Origin of the sequence: Pseudomonas fragi (assembly GCF_900105835.1) — a bacterium.
Taxonomy (GTDB): domain Bacteria; phylum Pseudomonadota; class Gammaproteobacteria; order Pseudomonadales; family Pseudomonadaceae; genus Aquipseudomonas; species Aquipseudomonas fragi.
In genome coordinates this window covers 2,221,178-2,236,319 of record NZ_LT629783.1, presented here as the reverse complement: position 1 = coordinate 2,236,319, position 15,142 = coordinate 2,221,178, and the positions used below count along the sequence as shown (strand labels likewise).

The 15,142-nt window shown below is 59.4% G+C and carries 18 protein-coding genes; 7 read left to right on the top strand and 11 right to left on the bottom strand.

All coding sequences use genetic code 11. The features are described 5' to 3' along the window. The first annotated feature begins 150 nt into the window (after nt 1–150). Nucleotides 151–1,593, top strand: a complete 1,443-nt coding sequence (tldD, locus tag BLU25_RS10295) for a metalloprotease TldD (RefSeq protein WP_016781785.1) — start codon at nt 151–153, stop codon at nt 1,591–1,593. Between the two features lie 47 nt (nt 1,594–1,640). Here tldD and yjgA read toward each other — a convergent pair whose 3' ends face one another. Next, entirely contained in the window at nt 1,641–2,162 is a 522-nt protein-coding gene (gene yjgA / locus BLU25_RS10290) for a ribosome biogenesis factor YjgA (RefSeq protein WP_016781786.1), read from the bottom strand. Nucleotides 2,163–2,269: 107 nt separating this feature from the next. Here yjgA and pmbA point away from each other — a divergent pair, with 107 nt between their 5' ends. The 6 genes from pmbA (at nt 2,270) to BLU25_RS10260 (ending at nt 7,535) form a co-directional block, all read left to right on the top strand. Beyond that, the gene (gene pmbA, locus BLU25_RS10285) at nt 2,270–3,616 is read left to right on the top strand and encodes a metalloprotease PmbA (RefSeq protein WP_016781787.1); all 1,347 of its coding nucleotides are present in this window, start codon (nt 2,270–2,272) and stop codon (nt 3,614–3,616) included. Between the two features lie 142 nt (nt 3,617–3,758). Then, the gene (locus BLU25_RS10280) at nt 3,759–4,154 is read left to right on the top strand and encodes a hypothetical protein (protein ID WP_016781788.1); all 396 of its coding nucleotides are present in this window, start codon (nt 3,759–3,761) and stop codon (nt 4,152–4,154) included. Further along, the gene (locus BLU25_RS10275) at nt 4,147–5,523 is read left to right on the top strand and encodes a class II fumarate hydratase (RefSeq protein ID WP_016781789.1); all 1,377 of its coding nucleotides are present in this window, start codon (nt 4,147–4,149) and stop codon (nt 5,521–5,523) included. Before BLU25_RS10280 ends, BLU25_RS10275 begins: the two co-directional genes overlap by 8 nt. Nucleotides 5,524–5,551: 28 nt before the next feature. Next, nucleotides 5,552–6,001, top strand: a complete 450-nt coding sequence (locus BLU25_RS10270) for a hypothetical protein (RefSeq protein WP_016781790.1) — start codon at nt 5,552–5,554, stop codon at nt 5,999–6,001. A gap of 1 nt (nt 6,002) precedes the next feature. Continuing rightward, nucleotides 6,003–6,614: a superoxide dismutase gene (locus BLU25_RS10265; RefSeq protein ID WP_016781791.1), complete on the top strand. Its 612-nt coding sequence runs from the start codon at nt 6,003–6,005 to the stop codon at nt 6,612–6,614. Between the two features lie 27 nt (nt 6,615–6,641). Next, a complete protein-coding gene (locus tag BLU25_RS10260) occupies nt 6,642–7,535 on the top strand; it encodes a ZIP family metal transporter (protein WP_083369629.1) in 894 nt (297 codons plus the stop codon). Nucleotides 7,536–7,814: 279 nt separating this feature from the next. On the opposite strand, the gene BLU25_RS10255 is transcribed toward BLU25_RS10260, so the two are convergent. From BLU25_RS10255 to BLU25_RS10210, 10 genes are all read right to left on the bottom strand, one after another. Next, nucleotides 7,815–8,087, bottom strand: coding sequence for an HPr family phosphocarrier protein (locus BLU25_RS10255; protein WP_016781793.1), 273 nt, complete (start codon nt 8,085–8,087; stop codon nt 7,815–7,817). Between the two features lie 15 nt (nt 8,088–8,102). Continuing rightward, complete coding sequence (gene rapZ, locus BLU25_RS10250; RefSeq protein WP_016781794.1) at nt 8,103–8,960, bottom strand: RNase adapter RapZ; 858 nt, start codon at nt 8,958–8,960, stop codon at nt 8,103–8,105. Nucleotides 8,961–8,962: 2 nt separating this feature from the next. Next, the gene (gene ptsN, locus BLU25_RS10245; RefSeq protein WP_016781795.1) at nt 8,963–9,427 is read right to left on the bottom strand and encodes a PTS IIA-like nitrogen regulatory protein PtsN; all 465 of its coding nucleotides are present in this window, start codon (nt 9,425–9,427) and stop codon (nt 8,963–8,965) included. A 12-nt stretch (nt 9,428–9,439) separates the two neighbouring features. Then, on the bottom strand, nt 9,440–9,748 hold the full coding sequence (gene hpf / locus BLU25_RS10240) for a ribosome hibernation-promoting factor, HPF/YfiA family (RefSeq protein WP_016781796.1): 309 nt from the start codon (nt 9,746–9,748) through the stop codon (nt 9,440–9,442). A gap of 75 nt (nt 9,749–9,823) precedes the next feature. Next, nucleotides 9,824–11,317 (bottom strand): RNA polymerase factor sigma-54, encoded by a 1,494-nt coding sequence (locus BLU25_RS10235; protein WP_029611533.1) that lies wholly within the window; start codon nt 11,315–11,317, stop codon nt 9,824–9,826. 237 nt (nt 11,318–11,554) lie between these two features. Then, nucleotides 11,555–12,280, bottom strand: a complete 726-nt coding sequence (gene lptB / locus BLU25_RS10230) for an LPS export ABC transporter ATP-binding protein (protein ID WP_016781798.1) — start codon at nt 12,278–12,280, stop codon at nt 11,555–11,557. Next, nucleotides 12,280–12,825: a lipopolysaccharide transport periplasmic protein LptA gene (gene lptA / locus BLU25_RS10225; RefSeq protein ID WP_016781799.1), complete on the bottom strand. Its 546-nt coding sequence runs from the start codon at nt 12,823–12,825 to the stop codon at nt 12,280–12,282. The genes lptB and lptA overlap by 1 nt, the downstream gene beginning before the upstream one ends. Beyond that, entirely contained in the window at nt 12,812–13,384 is a 573-nt protein-coding gene (gene lptC, locus BLU25_RS10220) for an LPS export ABC transporter periplasmic protein LptC (protein ID WP_016781800.1), read from the bottom strand. Before lptC ends, lptA begins: the two co-directional genes overlap by 14 nt. Before the next feature lie 8 nt (nt 13,385–13,392). After that, nucleotides 13,393–13,917, bottom strand: coding sequence for a KdsC family phosphatase (locus BLU25_RS10215; protein ID WP_016781801.1), 525 nt, complete (start codon nt 13,915–13,917; stop codon nt 13,393–13,395). Next, on the bottom strand, nt 13,917–14,891 hold the full coding sequence (locus tag BLU25_RS10210) for a KpsF/GutQ family sugar-phosphate isomerase (RefSeq protein WP_016781802.1): 975 nt from the start codon (nt 14,889–14,891) through the stop codon (nt 13,917–13,919). Before BLU25_RS10210 ends, BLU25_RS10215 begins: the two co-directional genes overlap by 1 nt. Nucleotides 14,892–15,142: the final 251 nt, after the last annotated feature.

The window sequence follows — 15,142 nt, the reverse complement described above, 5'->3', positions numbered from 1 at the left end:
CGCGGGCTTGCTCGCGATGCAGACGACGCGGTGTCACCGTTGCACCGCATTGATGCCAACGCGAGCAAGCCCGCTCCCACACAACTGATTTTTCAGGCCCGTGGGTTCAGCACTCAAAGATGCTGAAGCAGGGGCCAAGACGGAGTGAATATGAGCGAGTTGTTGACCTCAGTCAGCGAACACCTGTTGGCACCGGGCGGTGTCACCATCGAAAGCCTGCAAAGCGTATTGGGCGACCTGGCCGGGCCGGGCATCGACGCCGCAGACCTGTACTTTCAGGGCCAGATCTCCGAATCCTGGGCGCTGGAAGACGGTATCGTCAAAGAAGGCAGCTTTAACCTCGACCAGGGTGTAGGCGTTCGTGCCCAGTCTGGCGAGAAGACCGGCTTTGCCTACAGCAATGCCATCACCCTGGACGCATTGGGGCAGGCCGCCCGCGCCGCCCGCTCGATTTCCCGCGCCGGACAAAACGGCACGGTGCAGGCGTTCACCACTCAGGATGTGGCTCAGCTGTATGGCCCGGACAACCCGCTGGAAGTCATCAGCCGCGCTGAAAAAGTCGAGCTGCTCAAGCGTGTCGATGCCGCTACCCGCGCCCTCGACCCGCGGATCCAGCAAGTCACCGTGAGCATGGCCGGGGTCTGGGAACGCATTCTGGTGGCCTCCACTGACGGTGGTCTGGCTGCCGATATCCGCCCGCTGGTGCGCTTCAATGTCAGCGTCATCGTCGAGCAAAATGGCCGTCGCGAACGCGGCGGCCATGGCGGTGGCGGGCGTACCGACTACCGTTACTTTCTCACCGACGACCGTGCAATGGGTTATGCCCGTGAAGCATTGCGCCAAGCACTGGTCAACCTCGAAGCCGTACCGGCCCCGGCAGGCACCATGCCAGTGGTGCTGGGCTCGGGCTGGTCCGGCGTGCTGTTGCACGAAGCCGTGGGCCACGGCCTGGAAGGCGACTTCAACCGCAAGGGCAGCTCTGCCTACAGCGGGCGCATGGGTGAAATGGTCGCCTCGAAGCTGTGCACCATCGTCGATGACGGCACCCTGGCCGGCCGCCGTGGCTCGCTGAGCGTGGATGACGAAGGTACCCCGACCGAGTGCACCACCCTGATTGAAAACGGCGTGCTCAAGGGCTACATGCAGGACAAGCTCAATGCCCGCCTGATGGGCGTGGCCCGCACCGGCAACGGCCGTCGCGAATCCTATGCGCACTTGCCGATGCCGCGCATGACCAACACCTACATGCTGGGTGGCGAGAGCGATCCGGCGGAGATCATCGCCTCGGTGAAAAAGGGCATCTACTGCGCCAACCTGGGCGGTGGTCAGGTCGATATCACCAGCGGCAAGTTTGTGTTCTCCACCAGCGAAGCCTATTTGATTGAAGACGGCAAAATCACTCGCCCAGTCAAAGGCGCGACCCTGATTGGCAACGGACCGGAAGCAATGAGCAAGGTGTCGATGGTCGGCAACGACCTGTCGCTGGACAGCGGCGTGGGAACGTGTGGCAAGGACGGGCAGTCGGTGCCGGTAGGTGTCGGCCAGCCAACCCTGAAGATTGACGCGATCACTGTAGGCGGTACGGGCGGTTGAGGGGAGGTCCCGTGAAGGTTGCCAGGCAACCTTCACGGGTACGAGGCTTAACGCAGACCGCGTTGAGTCTCGTCCAACCCACGGATGTACTTGAACAATTTGCGGCTTGAAGCCGGTGCCTTGTTATGAGCCAGCTCGTGTTTGGCCTGACGTATCACCGAACGCATTTGCTGGCGGTCGGCTTCAGGGAACTCGGCAACAAACTTTTCCAGTACAGCGTCATCACCCTCGATCAAGCGATCACGCCAGCGCTCGAGGTTGTGAAAACGTTCGTTGTACTGGCGAGAAGAGGCATCGACTTGATCGATCAAGGCAAGAATTTCGTCAAGCGGTTGATCGCGCATCAGTTTGCCGATGAACATCATATGGCGCTTGCGCGCAATATGAGCCGTGTGTTTTGGAGCATCTGCCAAAGCCTTACGCATAGCGTCAGTCAGGGGCATTTTGTTCAGCAAGTCAGGCTTGAGTGTCGTGAGACGCTCGCCCAGATCAACCAGAGCATGAAGCTCGCGTTTGACCTGCGATTTGCTTTTTTCGCCGTCGAAGGCGTCGTCGTAAGAATCAACCATGGTGGCAGTCCGCAAAGAAACGCCGCCATGATAACCAGTCGGGGGCCGCTTGTCCGGCCCGGTCGCTCGGCGGCCCTGCCGAAAACAGAATTTGAGTGGAGAAAACCATGAGTGCAGTTCAAAGCGTCGGCCCGCAGGCCTTGCCGGCACTGCAGGAACAGGTCGAGCAAATCATTGCCGAAGCCAGGCGCCAGGGCGCCAGCGCCTGTGAAGTCGCCGTGTCGCTGGAGCAGGGTTTGTCGACCTCGGTACGTCAGCGCGAAGTTGAAACCGTAGAGTTCAACCGTGACCAGGGTTTTGGCATCACCCTCTATGTAGGCCAGCGCAAAGGCTCGGCCAGCACCTCGGCCACCGGCCCGGAGGCCATCCGCGAAACCGTCGCTGCTGCCCTGGCGATCGCCAAACACACTTCGGAAGACGAAAGCTCGGGTTTGGCCGATGCCAGCCTGATGGCGCGTGAACTGAAAGACTTTGATGTGTTCCACACCTGGGACATCACCCCCGAGCAGGCCATTGAAAAGGCCCTGGCCTGTGAAGCGGCAGCATTTGATGCCGACAGCCGGATCAAGAACGCCGATGGCACCACCCTCAGCACCCATCAGGGCTGCCGTGTATACGGCAACAGCAATGGCTTTATCGGTGGCTCGGCTTCCACCCGGCATAGCCTCAGCTGCGTGATGATCGCCGAAGGTGACGGCCAGATGCAGCGTGACTACTGGTATGACGTCAATTGCCAGGGCGAGTTGTTGATGGACGCCGTGAGCATTGGCCAGCGCGCCGCCGAGCGCGCTGCCCGCCGCCTTGGCTCGCGTCCGGTACCCACTTGCGAAGTGCCGGTGCTGTTCTCGGCCGAACTGGCTGGCGGCCTGTTCGGCAGTTTCCTGGGTGCCATCTCGGGCGGCAACCTGTACCGCAAGTCGTCGTTCCTGCTCGATGCGATGGGCCAGCAAATTTTCCCTGAATGGCTGACCCTGGACGAGCGCCCGCACCTGATGCGCGCCATGGGCAGCTCATCGTTCGACAACGACGGCCTGGCCACCTACGCCAAGCCGTTTATCAAGGACGGCGAGCTGGTTTCGTACATCCTCAGCACCTACTCCGGACGCAAGCTGGGCATGCCGAGCACTGCCAACGCCGGCGGCGTGCATAACCTGTTCGTGACCCACGGCGACGAAGACCAGGCGGCATTGATCCGGCGCATGGGCCGTGGTTTGTTCGTCACGGAGCTGATGGGCAGCGGCCTGAACATGGTCACCGGCGACTACTCCCGTGGCGCGGCGGGTTTCTGGGTCGAGAATGGCGAAATCCAGTTCCCGGTTCAGGAAGTGACCATTGCCGGCAATATGCGCGACATGTTCAAACAGATCGTGGCCGTGGGCAACGACCTGGAACTGCGCAGCAATATCCGCACCGGCTCGGTGCTGATCGAACGCATGATGGTGGCGGGTAGCTAAACGCTGCTCTGTTCCATGCCAAGGCGTATCACTGAATCGGTGATACGCCTTTTTTGTGTTTGTGCACCCCATCCTTTAGCAGGCTTGTTTTGATAATCAATATCGCTTAATAATGAATCTCATTATCGAGTGAGCCTGGGTCATGAGTTCTGCGTTGCGTGAAGGGCCGTATCTAGAAAGCTGGCGCTGGATGAGCCGCCAGATCCGTTGCGCGCTGGCACCGAACGAGCCGCGCCTGATCGAGCATTACCTGGCCGAAGGCCGCTATCTTGCCGGCTGTACGGCCACCTCCCCGTGGTTGATTGCCGTGACCACCTTCCGGCTGTTGCTCGACACCGCTACCGACACCGCGCTGCCGTGGCACTGGCGCACCCTGTGTCTGGACAACGCGTGGCGCCCGCTGCGCGACCTCGAAACCCAAGCCCTGTGCAACTGCCGGCTCAAGCGCTGGCAAAGCTTTGCCTGGCAGTTGGCAACCTGCGAGCTCGAACCTTCAATTTCTTTAACAGAACTGGTGCAAGGATTTCCCGATGAGTAACACTCGTATCGAACGCGACAGCATGGGTGAGTTGCGTGTACCTGAGGCCGCGCTATACGGCGCGCAAACCCAGCGTGCGGTCGACAACTTCCCGATCAGCCATCAACGCATGCCTGCGCAATTCATCCGCGCGCTGATCCTCGCCAAAGCCGCCGCAGCCCAGGCCAACGTCGAGCTCAAGCAAATCACGGCGGCGCAGGGCGAGGCCATTGTCGAAGCGGCACAAATCCTGCTGACCGGCGATTACATGGAGCACTTTCCGGTGGATATTTTCCAGACCGGCTCGGGCACCAGTTCCAACATGAATGCCAATGAAGTGATTGCCACCCTGGCCACGCGGTTGCTGGGCGAGCCGGTGAACCCCAACGATCACGTCAACTGCGGGCAAAGCAGTAACGACATTATCCCGACCACCATCCATGTCAGCGCTGCACTGGGCCTGCACGAGCAGTTGCTGCCGGCGCTGAGCCATCTGGTGCAGGTTATCGAGCGCAAGGCGATCGAGGTTCATGCCTATGTCAAAACCGGGCGCACCCATTTGATGGACGCCATGCCGGTACGCATGAGCCAGGTGCTCAATGGCTGGGCGCAGCAACTCAAGGCCAATATCGAGCATTTGCACAACCTGCAGCCGGCGCTGCAATCCCTGGCCCAGGGCGGTACCGCAGTGGGCACCGGGGTTAACGCCCACCCGCAGTTTGCTGCGTTATTCAGTCAGCAACTCAGCGAGCTGACCGGGGTGGTCTTCACGCCGGGCAAGGACCTGTTTGCCCTGATTGGGTCGCAGGACACCGCAGTGGCTGTTTCTGGTCAGTTGAAGGCCACGGCAGTGTCACTGATGAAAATCGCCAACGACCTGCGCTGGATGAACTCCGGCCCCCTGGCCGGCCTGGGCGAGATCGAACTTGAGGCGTTGCAGCCGGGCTCGTCGATCATGCCGGGCAAGGTCAACCCGGTGATACCGGAAGCTACGGCGATGGTCGCAGCGCAGGTGATCGGTAATGACGCGGTGATCACCGTGGCAGGCCAGTCCGGCAACTTTGAGTTGAACGTGATGCTGCCGGTCATTGCGCAAAACCTACTCAGCAGCATCGAGCTGATGGCCAATTCAAGCCGCCTGCTGGCCGACAAGGCCATTGCCAGTTTCAAGGTCAACGAAGCCAAGCTCAAGGAAGCGCTGTCGCGCAATCCGATCCTGGTCACGGCGCTGAACCCGATCATCGGCTATCAAAAGGCCGCCGAAATCGCCAAGACCGCCTACCAGCAGGGGCGCCCGGTAATAGACGTGGCCCTCGAATACACCGACCTGTCGCGCAGCCAGCTCGAGGTCCTGCTGGACCCCGAAAAACTGACCGCCGGCGGCGTTTAACCCGATAAACACTGCTTTGGAGGTTCACATGGAGCACTGGAAACGCACGATCGAAAGAGCCAACCGCTGTTTCGCCGAAGGCGAGCTGGTCGATGCCCGCGAACACTACCTGCAGGCACTGGCGCTGGCCCAGGTGTTGTTCGAGCGCTGGAGTGATGCCGACGAAGCAGTGGCCGCCTGTGTCATTTCACACCACAACCTGGCGGATCTGCACTTGCGCCTCAACCAGCCGGAAGAGAGCGTCGAATACCTCTGCGCAATTCACCAGCGGTTGCTGCAAACCATGCAGAGCCCGCGCCTGCCGACCGCATTGCGCGAAGCGGCGCTGCGTCAGAGCAGCAAGACCTATGTAGAGCTTTTGAACTTTATCAGCGAGCACGGCGAATACCCGCGCTCCAATCTGTTGCTCAAAAGCAACGTGGCTCAAAGCAGCCATGAGTTCTCGACCGTTAGCGGCCATCACTTAGGAGCACATTGATATGACTTATACCTTGCCTGCCTTGCCTTACGCCTACGACGCGCTTGAGCCGCATATTGACGCGCAAACCATGGAAATCCACTACACCAAGCATCACCAGACCTATATCAATAACCTCAACGCGGCCGTCGAGGGCACCGAATGGGCCAAATGGCCGGTGGAAAAACTGGTGGCCAGTGTTAACCAGTTACCCGAAAAACTGCGAGCGGCAGTCATCAACCAGGGTGGCGGGCATGCCAACCACTCGTTGTTCTGGGAAGTCATGAGCCCCAAAGGCGGGGGCAAGCCCGAAGGTGCGCTGGCCAAGGCCATTGACGAGCAGTTGGGCGGACTGGAGACGTTCAAGGAGAACTTCACCAAGGCGGCGCTGACGCGTTTTGGCAGTGGTTGGGCCTGGTTGAGCGTGACCCCGCAAAAAAAACTGGTGATCGAAAGCAGCGGTAACCAGGACAGCCCGCTGATGAACGGCAACACGCCGATTCTGGGGCTGGACGTGTGGGAACACGCTTATTACCTGCGTTATCAAAACCGTCGCCCGGAATACATCAATGCGTTCTACAACGTGATCAACTGGCCCGAAGTAGCTCGACGCTATCAAGCGGCGATTGGCTAAGCCCACCGAAAAGGATTCAGGCGGATTATGGGCACGCAAATTTTAGCGGTCGGGGGCGTGCGGATGTTTCGCTATGCCTTCGGTACGCTCTTGTTGTTGGCGGGCACGGCCTTGCTGGTTGCCAAGGGGTTGGTCTGGCTGGATCTGGAACCCAGGCTGCTGCGGGCGCTGCAGGGAGGTGCGTTGTGTGCGTTGGGCACGGCGCTAGGTGCAGTGCCGGTACTGGTTATTCGAAAAATGCCGGTGGCGGTCAGCGATACCTTGTTGGGTTTTGGGGCCGGGGTAATGCTGGCGGCTACGGCCTTTTCGCTGATCGTGCCGGGCATTGCGGCCGCGCAAAGCCTGGGTTTGTCGCCCTGGTCCGCCAGCGGGCTGATCAGCGTGGGGATCCTGCTGGGCGCATTTTGCCTGTTTCTGGTGGATCGCAAGGTGTCTGGCGCCGGGCCGGAGGTTTTTGTCAGTCGCCCCGGCGAGCCGGTCATTGCACCGCGCATCTGGTTGTTTGTGATTGCGATTGTGGCGCACAACATTCCTGAGGGCATGGCGGTGGGGGTGTCGGCAGGTGGCGGCATGCCAGATGCCGATAGCCTGGCGATGGGGATTGCCTTGCAGGATGTGCCGGAGGGGCTGGTAATTGCCCTGGTGCTGGCTGGGGCGGGCATGTCGCGGGTCAAGGCGTTCTTGATTGGCGCGGCTTCAGGGCTGGTTGAGCCGGTGTTTGCGGTGCTGTGTGCCTGGCTGGTCAATCTGGCCGAAGTATTGTTGCCGTTGGGGTTGGCATTGGCGGCCGGGGCGATGCTGCTGGTGGTCACCCAGGAAGTCATCCCCGAGTCGCGGCGCAATGGCCACGAGAAGCTGGCAAGCCTGGGCTTGTGCGTCGGCTTTTGCCTGATGATGGTGATGGATACGGCGCTGGGCTGAGCAGGGGGGATTAACCTGTAGATACTCTATTGCCGGTCAAGGGGCCTTTGTAGCAGCTGACTCGCGGAGCGAGGCTGCGTCGCAGTGGCGCACCAAACCGGACGTAGCCTCGTTCTACTCGTCAACTGCTACAGGTGGGAGGGTGATCTGGGTGTGAAGTCTGTAGCCGCTGCCGCAGGCTGCGATCGAGCGCGAAGCGGTCGCGCTTTTGTGGGCATGAACACCCTTCGGGCCTTATCGCAGCCTTAGGCAGCGGCTACAGGTTGATGCACGGTTCGGTTACTCGCCTTCATCAAAATAGTTGTTGATCAGCGCGACCAGTGCGTCCAGTGCTTCCTGTTCCTTCTCACCCTCGGTTTTGAGGTGGATGGTGGTGCCCTTGCCGGCAGCCAGCATCATCATGGCCATGATGCTTTTGCCATCGACCATCGACTCAGGGGTGCGACCCGCCTGGATCTGACATGGAAACTGCCCTGCGATGCCGACAAACTTTGCCGATGCACGGGCGTGCAAGCCCAGTTTGTTGATGATTTCAATTTCCACTGCAGGCATCGCGGGGTAGATCCTTCAAGTAAGGTCGCGGTGGCGAACCTGGACGTTCTTCAGAGTTTCTTGCAGGCATTTGCCCAGGCGTTCGGTCAGGTACACGGAACGGTGATGCCCGCCCGTGCAGCCGATCCCGATGGTCACATAGGCGCGGTTGCTGGCCGCAAAGCGTGGTAGCCATTTAAGCAGGTAGCTGGAGATGTCCTGGTACATTTCTTCGACATCAGGCTGTGCCGCCAGGTAGTCGGCAACCGGCTGGTCCAGCCCTGACTGCTCGCGCAGCTCGGGTTTCCAGTACGGGTTGGGCAGGCAGCGCACGTCAAATACCAGGTCGGCATCCACCGGCATCCCGCGCTTGAAGCCAAACGACTCCACCAAAAAGGCAGTACCGGGTTCCGGCTTGTTCAGCAGGCGCAGCTTGATCGTGTCACGCAGCTGGTACAGGTTCAGGTTGGTGGTGTTGATGGTCAGGTCGGCGAGGTCGGCAATCGGACCCAGCAGCTGGGTTTCATCGCGAATGGCCTCGGCCAGCGAGCGGCTCGCACTGCTGAGCGGGTGGCGCCTGCGGGTTTCCGAGAAGCGCTTGAGCAGGGTTTCTTCGTCGGCATCCAGGTACAGCACATCGCACTGAATATGTCGGCTGCGAACCTCTTCAAGCAACTGAGGGAAGCGGGACAGGTGGCTGGGCAGGTTGCGCGCATCGATCGATACGGCCACCAGCGGTTGCGCCAGCTCGGTGTGAATCAACGCCCGCTCGGCCAGTTCCGGCAGCAGGCCGGCTGGCAAGTTGTCGATGCAATAGAAACCGTTGTCTTCAAGGACGGCGAGGGCAGTGCTTTTACCGGAGCCGGAGCGTCCGCTGACTATGACTAAGCGCATGATTAATGACCGTTCTGTACGTCCAGAACAACCTGGTACAACGCTTCGTTGCTAGGTGCACTGCGCAGTCTTTCGCGCACGTCTTTACGATCGAGCATGCTGGCAATCTGCCGGAGCAGTTCCAGGTGTGCATCGGTTGCCGCTTCTGGCACCAGCAAAACGAAAAGCAGGTCGACCGGCGCGCCATCGATGGCGTCGAAATCTATGGGGGCGTCGAGGTGCAGCAAGGCGCTCACAGGCGACTCGCAACCCTTGAGGCGGCAATGGGGTATGGCAATGCCGTTACCGAAACCGGTGGAACCCAGTTTTTCACGGGCAATAAGGCTCTCAAAAACATCCTGCATTTCGAGACCAGGCACTTCGCGGCTGATCAGGTTGGCAATATGTTCGAGTGCGCGCTTTTTACTGCCGCCCGGCGCGTTCACCAGGGAACGGCCGGGGGTCAGGATACTTTCAAGTCGGATCATGGGTAGGGAGTATTAACGACCGGTCGCGCCCTGGAGCAGGCTTTGGGTCTTTTCCTTATGCTTTTTCAGTTGGCGATCAAGCTTGTCAGTGAGCAGATCAATGGCGGCATACATGTCGTCATGCTCGGCGTTGGCAACGACTTCTCCTCCATGGATGTGCAAGGTGGCCTCGATTTTCTGTTTCAGTTTTTCGACCGCCATCGTTACCTGTACGTTGGTAATCTTGTCGAAGTGACGCTCCAGTCGGTCGAGTTTTTCGCCGATGTATGCGCGTAGCGGTTCGGTGACTTCCAGTTGGTGTCCACTGATGTTGACTTGCATACAGTTTCTCCTTTGATGCCATTGCATAAAGCGGCAGGCCGAGCAGCCTGCCACTGAAACGCCGGGGTCCGTGGCTTACATCAAACGCTTGCGTTCGCTCGAAGGCGCTATCCCGAGGGATTCGCGGTACTTGGCGACGGTGCGACGGGCTACCTGAATACCTTGTGCCTCCAGTAAACCAGCGATCTTGCTGTCACTCAACGGCTTTTTCTGATTTTCCGCAGCAACCAGTTTTTTGATGATGGCACGGATCGCGGTGGAGGAGCATTCGCCGCCTTCAGAGGTGCTGACGTGGCTGGAGAAAAAGTACTTGAGTTCATAAATACCCCGTGGGGTATGCATGAATTTTTGCGTAGTCACCCGGGAAATGGTGGATTCGTGCATGCCCACCGCTTCGGCGATGTCGTGCAGAACCAGGGGCTTCATGGCCTCGTCGCCATGCTCCAGAAACCCGCGCTGATGCTCGACGATCTGGGTCGCCACTTTCATCAGGGTTTCGTTGCGGCTTTGCAGGCTTTTGATAAACCAGCGTGCTTCCTGCAACTGGTTACGCATAAAGGTGTTGTCGGCGCTGGTGTCGGCCCGGCGGACGAAACCTGCATATTGTGCGTTCACCCGCAGGCGCGGCACGGACTCCTGGTTAAGCTCCACCAGCCAGCGCTCGTTGTCCTTGCGCACGATCACGTCTGGAACAACATATTCAGCTTCGCTGGATTCGATTTGCGAGCCCGGGCGCGGGTTGAGGCTCTGGACCAGTTCGATTACCTGGCGCAGCTCGTCTTCCTTGAGCTTCATGCGGCGCATCAACTGGCTGTAGTCGCGTGCGCCCAGCAGGTCGATATAGTCGCTGACCAGGCGCTTGGCTTCGTTCAGCCAGGGCGTCTTGGCTGGCAACTGACGCAATTGCAGCAGCAGGCATTCGCCCAGGTTGCGCGCGCCGATGCCGGCGGGTTCGAATTGCTGGATGCGGTGCAGGACGGCTTCGATTTCGTCGAGCTCGATGTCCAGTTCCGGATCAAAGGCTTCGAGGATTTCTTCGAGGCTTTCGTCCAGGTAGCCCTGGTTATTGATGCAGTCGATCAGGGTGACACCGATCAGGCGATCGGTGTCGGACATCGGTGCCAGGTTCAGTTGCCACAACAGGTGGCTTTGCAGGCTTTCGCCGGCCGAGGTACGGGTGGTGAAGTCCCACTCGTCATCGTCGTTGCTGGGCAGGCTGCTGGCGCTGGTCTGGTAGATGTCTTCCCAGGCCGTGTCCACGGGCAGTTCGTTGGGAATGCGTTCGCCCCAGTCACCGTCTTCCAGGTTGTCTACGGTCTGCGCAGTTTCCTGGTAGGTGGGTTCCTGGACGTCGGTATTGGGCTTTTGCTCAATGTTGTCGGCAAGGGGGTCTGCATTGTCGAAGTCGTCGCCTTCTTCCTGGCGTTCGAGCATCGGGTTGGACTCCAGAGCCTCCTGGATTTCCTGTTGCAGGTCGAGGGTCGACAATTGGAGCAGGCGGATGGCCTGTTGCAGCTGAGGTGTCATTGTCAGCTGCTGGCCCATTCTCAGGACTAGCGATGGTTTCATGGCAGGGGCTTAACACCTTATTCGCCGGCGCACATGGCGCCATCCACTACAGGGCGCGTGAGCGCCAAACATAAGCAAATTATATGCCTGAAACTGGTGCGTTTGCCTAGGGGGCGGTCTAAATTAGTTTGTGGGAGATGAGCTGATCGAGAGCGCCCCTGGCGAGCATTCGGGCAATAAAAAGCTGGCGCATTTTTTACTGCCCGGATGCCCTGGCGGCCCTTGGTGTATCCGGGCTTACAGGCGGAACTCGTGGCCCAGGTAAACTTCCCGCACCAACTTGTTGGCCAGAATCGTTTCAGCATCGCCTTCGGCGATCAGTTGCCCGTCATTGACGATATAGGCGGTTTCGCAGATATCGAGGGTCTCACGGACATTGTGGTCGGTGATCAGCACACCGATGCCCTTGGCCTTGAGGTGGTAGATGATTTGCTTGATATCGCCCACCGAGATCGGGTCGACACCGGCAAAGGGTTCGTCGAGCAGGATGAACTTGGGGGCCGTGGCCAGTGCGCGGGCGATTTCTACCCGGCGACGCTCACCACCCGACAGGCTCATGCCGAGGTTGTCGCGAATGTGGTTGATATGGAATTCCTGCAGCAGGCTTTCCAGCTCCTTGCGACGCCCGGCCTTGTCCAGCTCCTTGCGGGTCTCGAGGATCGCCATGATGTTGTCGGCCACCGACAGCTTGCGAAAGATCGAGGCTTCCTGCGGCAGGTAACCGATACCGGCGCGTGCACGGCCGTGCATGGGCTCATGGCTGACGTCCAGGTCGTCGATCAGGACGCGGCCCTGGTCGGCATGCACCAGGCCCACAATCATGTAGAAGCAGGTGGTTTTGCCTGCGCCGTTAGGGCCGAGCAGGCCGACGATCTGCCCGCTGTCGATGGACAGGCTGACATCACGCACGACCTGGCGGCTCTTGTAGCTTTTGGCCAGATGCTGGGCTTTCAGAGTTGCCATTACTGGGCCTTCTGCTGGTCGGTTTTCTTCTTGGGCTGGATCACCATGTCGATGCGCGGGCGTGGCGCAGTGACATTGGCACCATTGGCCCGGCCGGCATTGGCGACCTGCTTGACCGTGTCGTAGACGATTTTCTCGCCTTCGGTGGTGTTGCCGTCGTTGATGACCTTGGCCTTGTCGATCAGCACGATGCGGTTTTGTGGCGCATGGTATTGAATGGTGACGGCATAAGCCTGAACCGGTTTGGGGTCGGTGGCTTTCTGCAGCTGTTCGAAGTAGGCCAGGTTGCCGACGGATGTAACCACGTCGATTTCGCCCGCAGCATTACGGGTAATGGTGACGGTGTTGCCGGTGATTTTCATCGAGCCCTGGGTGATGATGACATCGCCCTTGTAGGTGGCAACACCTTGCTTGTCATCCAGTTGCGCCTCGTTGGCCTGGATGCGGATAGGTTGTTCGTTGTCGTTTGGCAGAGCCCAGGCGCTCACGCTTCCCAGTGCGGCGCTCAAACTGAGCAATAAAGGGAGGGTTTTAACGAGACTCATACTGTCCTCTTACGTTGGACAGCAGGTCCATCCTGCCGTCTTTCAAATATGCTTTCATTCCCTTGCCAGTCGTTACGCCGCCAGCACCGTCGATTCTAACGTCTCGCTCGGTCTGCGCATATTCCTTCTGGGGGAATACAGTCATGCGGGTACTGGTAATAATGGTGGTGCGGTTTTTCTCGTCGGTACGCGCGATACGCACCGCGTCGATCAGCTCGACCTCGGTGCCGTCCGGGTTGACTTCACCGCGCTCGCTCTGCACATGCCACGGGTAAGCCGTGCCGCGGTAGAGCTGCATTTTAGGTTGGGTCAATTGAGTGACCTCGGAAGCCTTCAAATGTTCAAGCTTCTCGGACGTCATGTCGTACTGCAGCTTGCCGTCGGGCAGAAACTGACGGCTGTGTGCGTTGGTGGCGTAGTAGTCGATAGCGCTTTCATCCACCGCCAGGGTAGGGGTGTTGAGAAAGCGTTCCGGCCTGATATTCCAGTAGCCAACCGCTGCAAACAGCGAAGCAATCACTGCAAACAGCACTATTTGGCGAATCTTTTTGCTCAGCATAGAAAGCTCTATAGGTAGGCGGCGTGGGCTGCGTCCAGGCTGCCCTGGGCACGCAGAATCAGCTCGCAGAATTCGCGGGCGGCACCTTCGCCGCCTCGTGCCTGGGTTACCCCGTGGGCGTGTTCACGGACAAAGCTCGCGGCGTTGGCCACGGCCATGCCCAAACCTACCCGGCGGATAACCGGCAAGTCCGGCAAGTCATCGCCCAGGTAGGCAACCTGTTCATAGCTTAGGTTGAGTTGGCCAAGAAGCTCGTCCAGTACCACCAATTTGTCTTCACGACCCTGGTACAGGTACGGGATGCCCAGGTTTTGCGCGCGACGTTCGACCACCGGGGTCTTGCGGCCGCTGATGATTGCCGTTTGCACACCGGCGGCCATCAGCATCTTGATGCCCTGGCCGTCGAGGGTGTTGAAGGTCTTGAATTCGCTGCCATCTTCGAGGAAGTACAGGCGACCGTCGGTCAACACGCCATCAACGTCGAAAATGGCCAGCTTGATGCCCTTGCCGCGCTTGAGAAGTTCCTGGGTCATTACATTACTCCTGCGCGTAGCAGATCGTGCATGTTCAGGGCGCCCACCGGGCGGTCCTGCTTGTCGACCACCACCAGCGCGCTGATTTTGTGGTCTTCCATGATTTTCAGGGCTTCAGCCGCCAGCATGTCGGCGCGGGCGGTTTTGCCGTGCGGGGTCATGACCGTGTCGATGGTGGCGTTGCGGATATCGATTTCGCGGTCCAGGGTGCGGCGCAGGTCGCCGTCGGTAAAGATCCCTGCCAGGCGTCCGTCTTCTTCTATCACAACGGTCATGCCCAGGCCCTTGTGGGTCATTTCCATCAGCGCTTCTTTAAGCAGTGTGCCGCGCACCACTTGTGGCAGCTCATCGCCGGAATGCATGACGTTTTCCACTTTCAGCAGCAGCCGACGGCCCAGTGCACCACCCGGGTGGGAGAAGGCGAAGTCTTCAGCGGTAAAACCGCGGGCTTCGAGCAGGGCAATGGCCAGTGCATCGCCCAGCACCAGGGTGGCGGTGGTGGAGGAAGTTGGTGCCAGGTTCAGCGGGCAGGCTTCCTGGGCCACGCGGGCATCCAGGCTGACATCGGCGGCCTTGGCCAGCGGCGACTCGGGGTTGCCGGTCATGCTGATCAACTTGATGCCCAGGCGCTTGATCAGTGGCAGCAGGGTGACGATTTCGGCGGTGGAACCGGAGTTGGACAGCGCGAGGATGATGTCATCGCGGGTAATCATGCCCATGTCGCCGTGGCTGGCTTCTGCCGGGTGAACAAAAAAAGCCGTGGTGCCGGTGCTGGCCAGGGTGGCGGCAATCTTGTTGCCGATATGTCCTGACTTGCCCATGCCGACCACGACCACCCGGCCTTTACTGGCCAGAATCATCTCGCAAGCGCGTACGAAATCTGCGTCGATATGCGACAGCAAGCCCTCTACGGCTTCCAGTTCGAGGCGGATGGTGCGTTGGGCGGATTGGATCAGGTCGCTGGATTGGCTCATGGTTGAAGTCGGGTAGCCTGAGAAAAGGCAAGGATTATAGCGGTTATGTAGGATTCCCTCACGCTTGATCGCTGTGCTTTATGGTCTGTGTTTGCAAAGTGCTCGTGTGTTTGCAGAAAAAACCGCTTTATTTCTCTGTACTGAGACTTAACCGGCACTCCTTCGGTCTTGGGCGGTCACTATGAGCAGTGGTATAGTTCGCCGCCAGTTCGGCCCGCCAGGGAACGCGTGCTTCTTCACAAGAAGTTTGG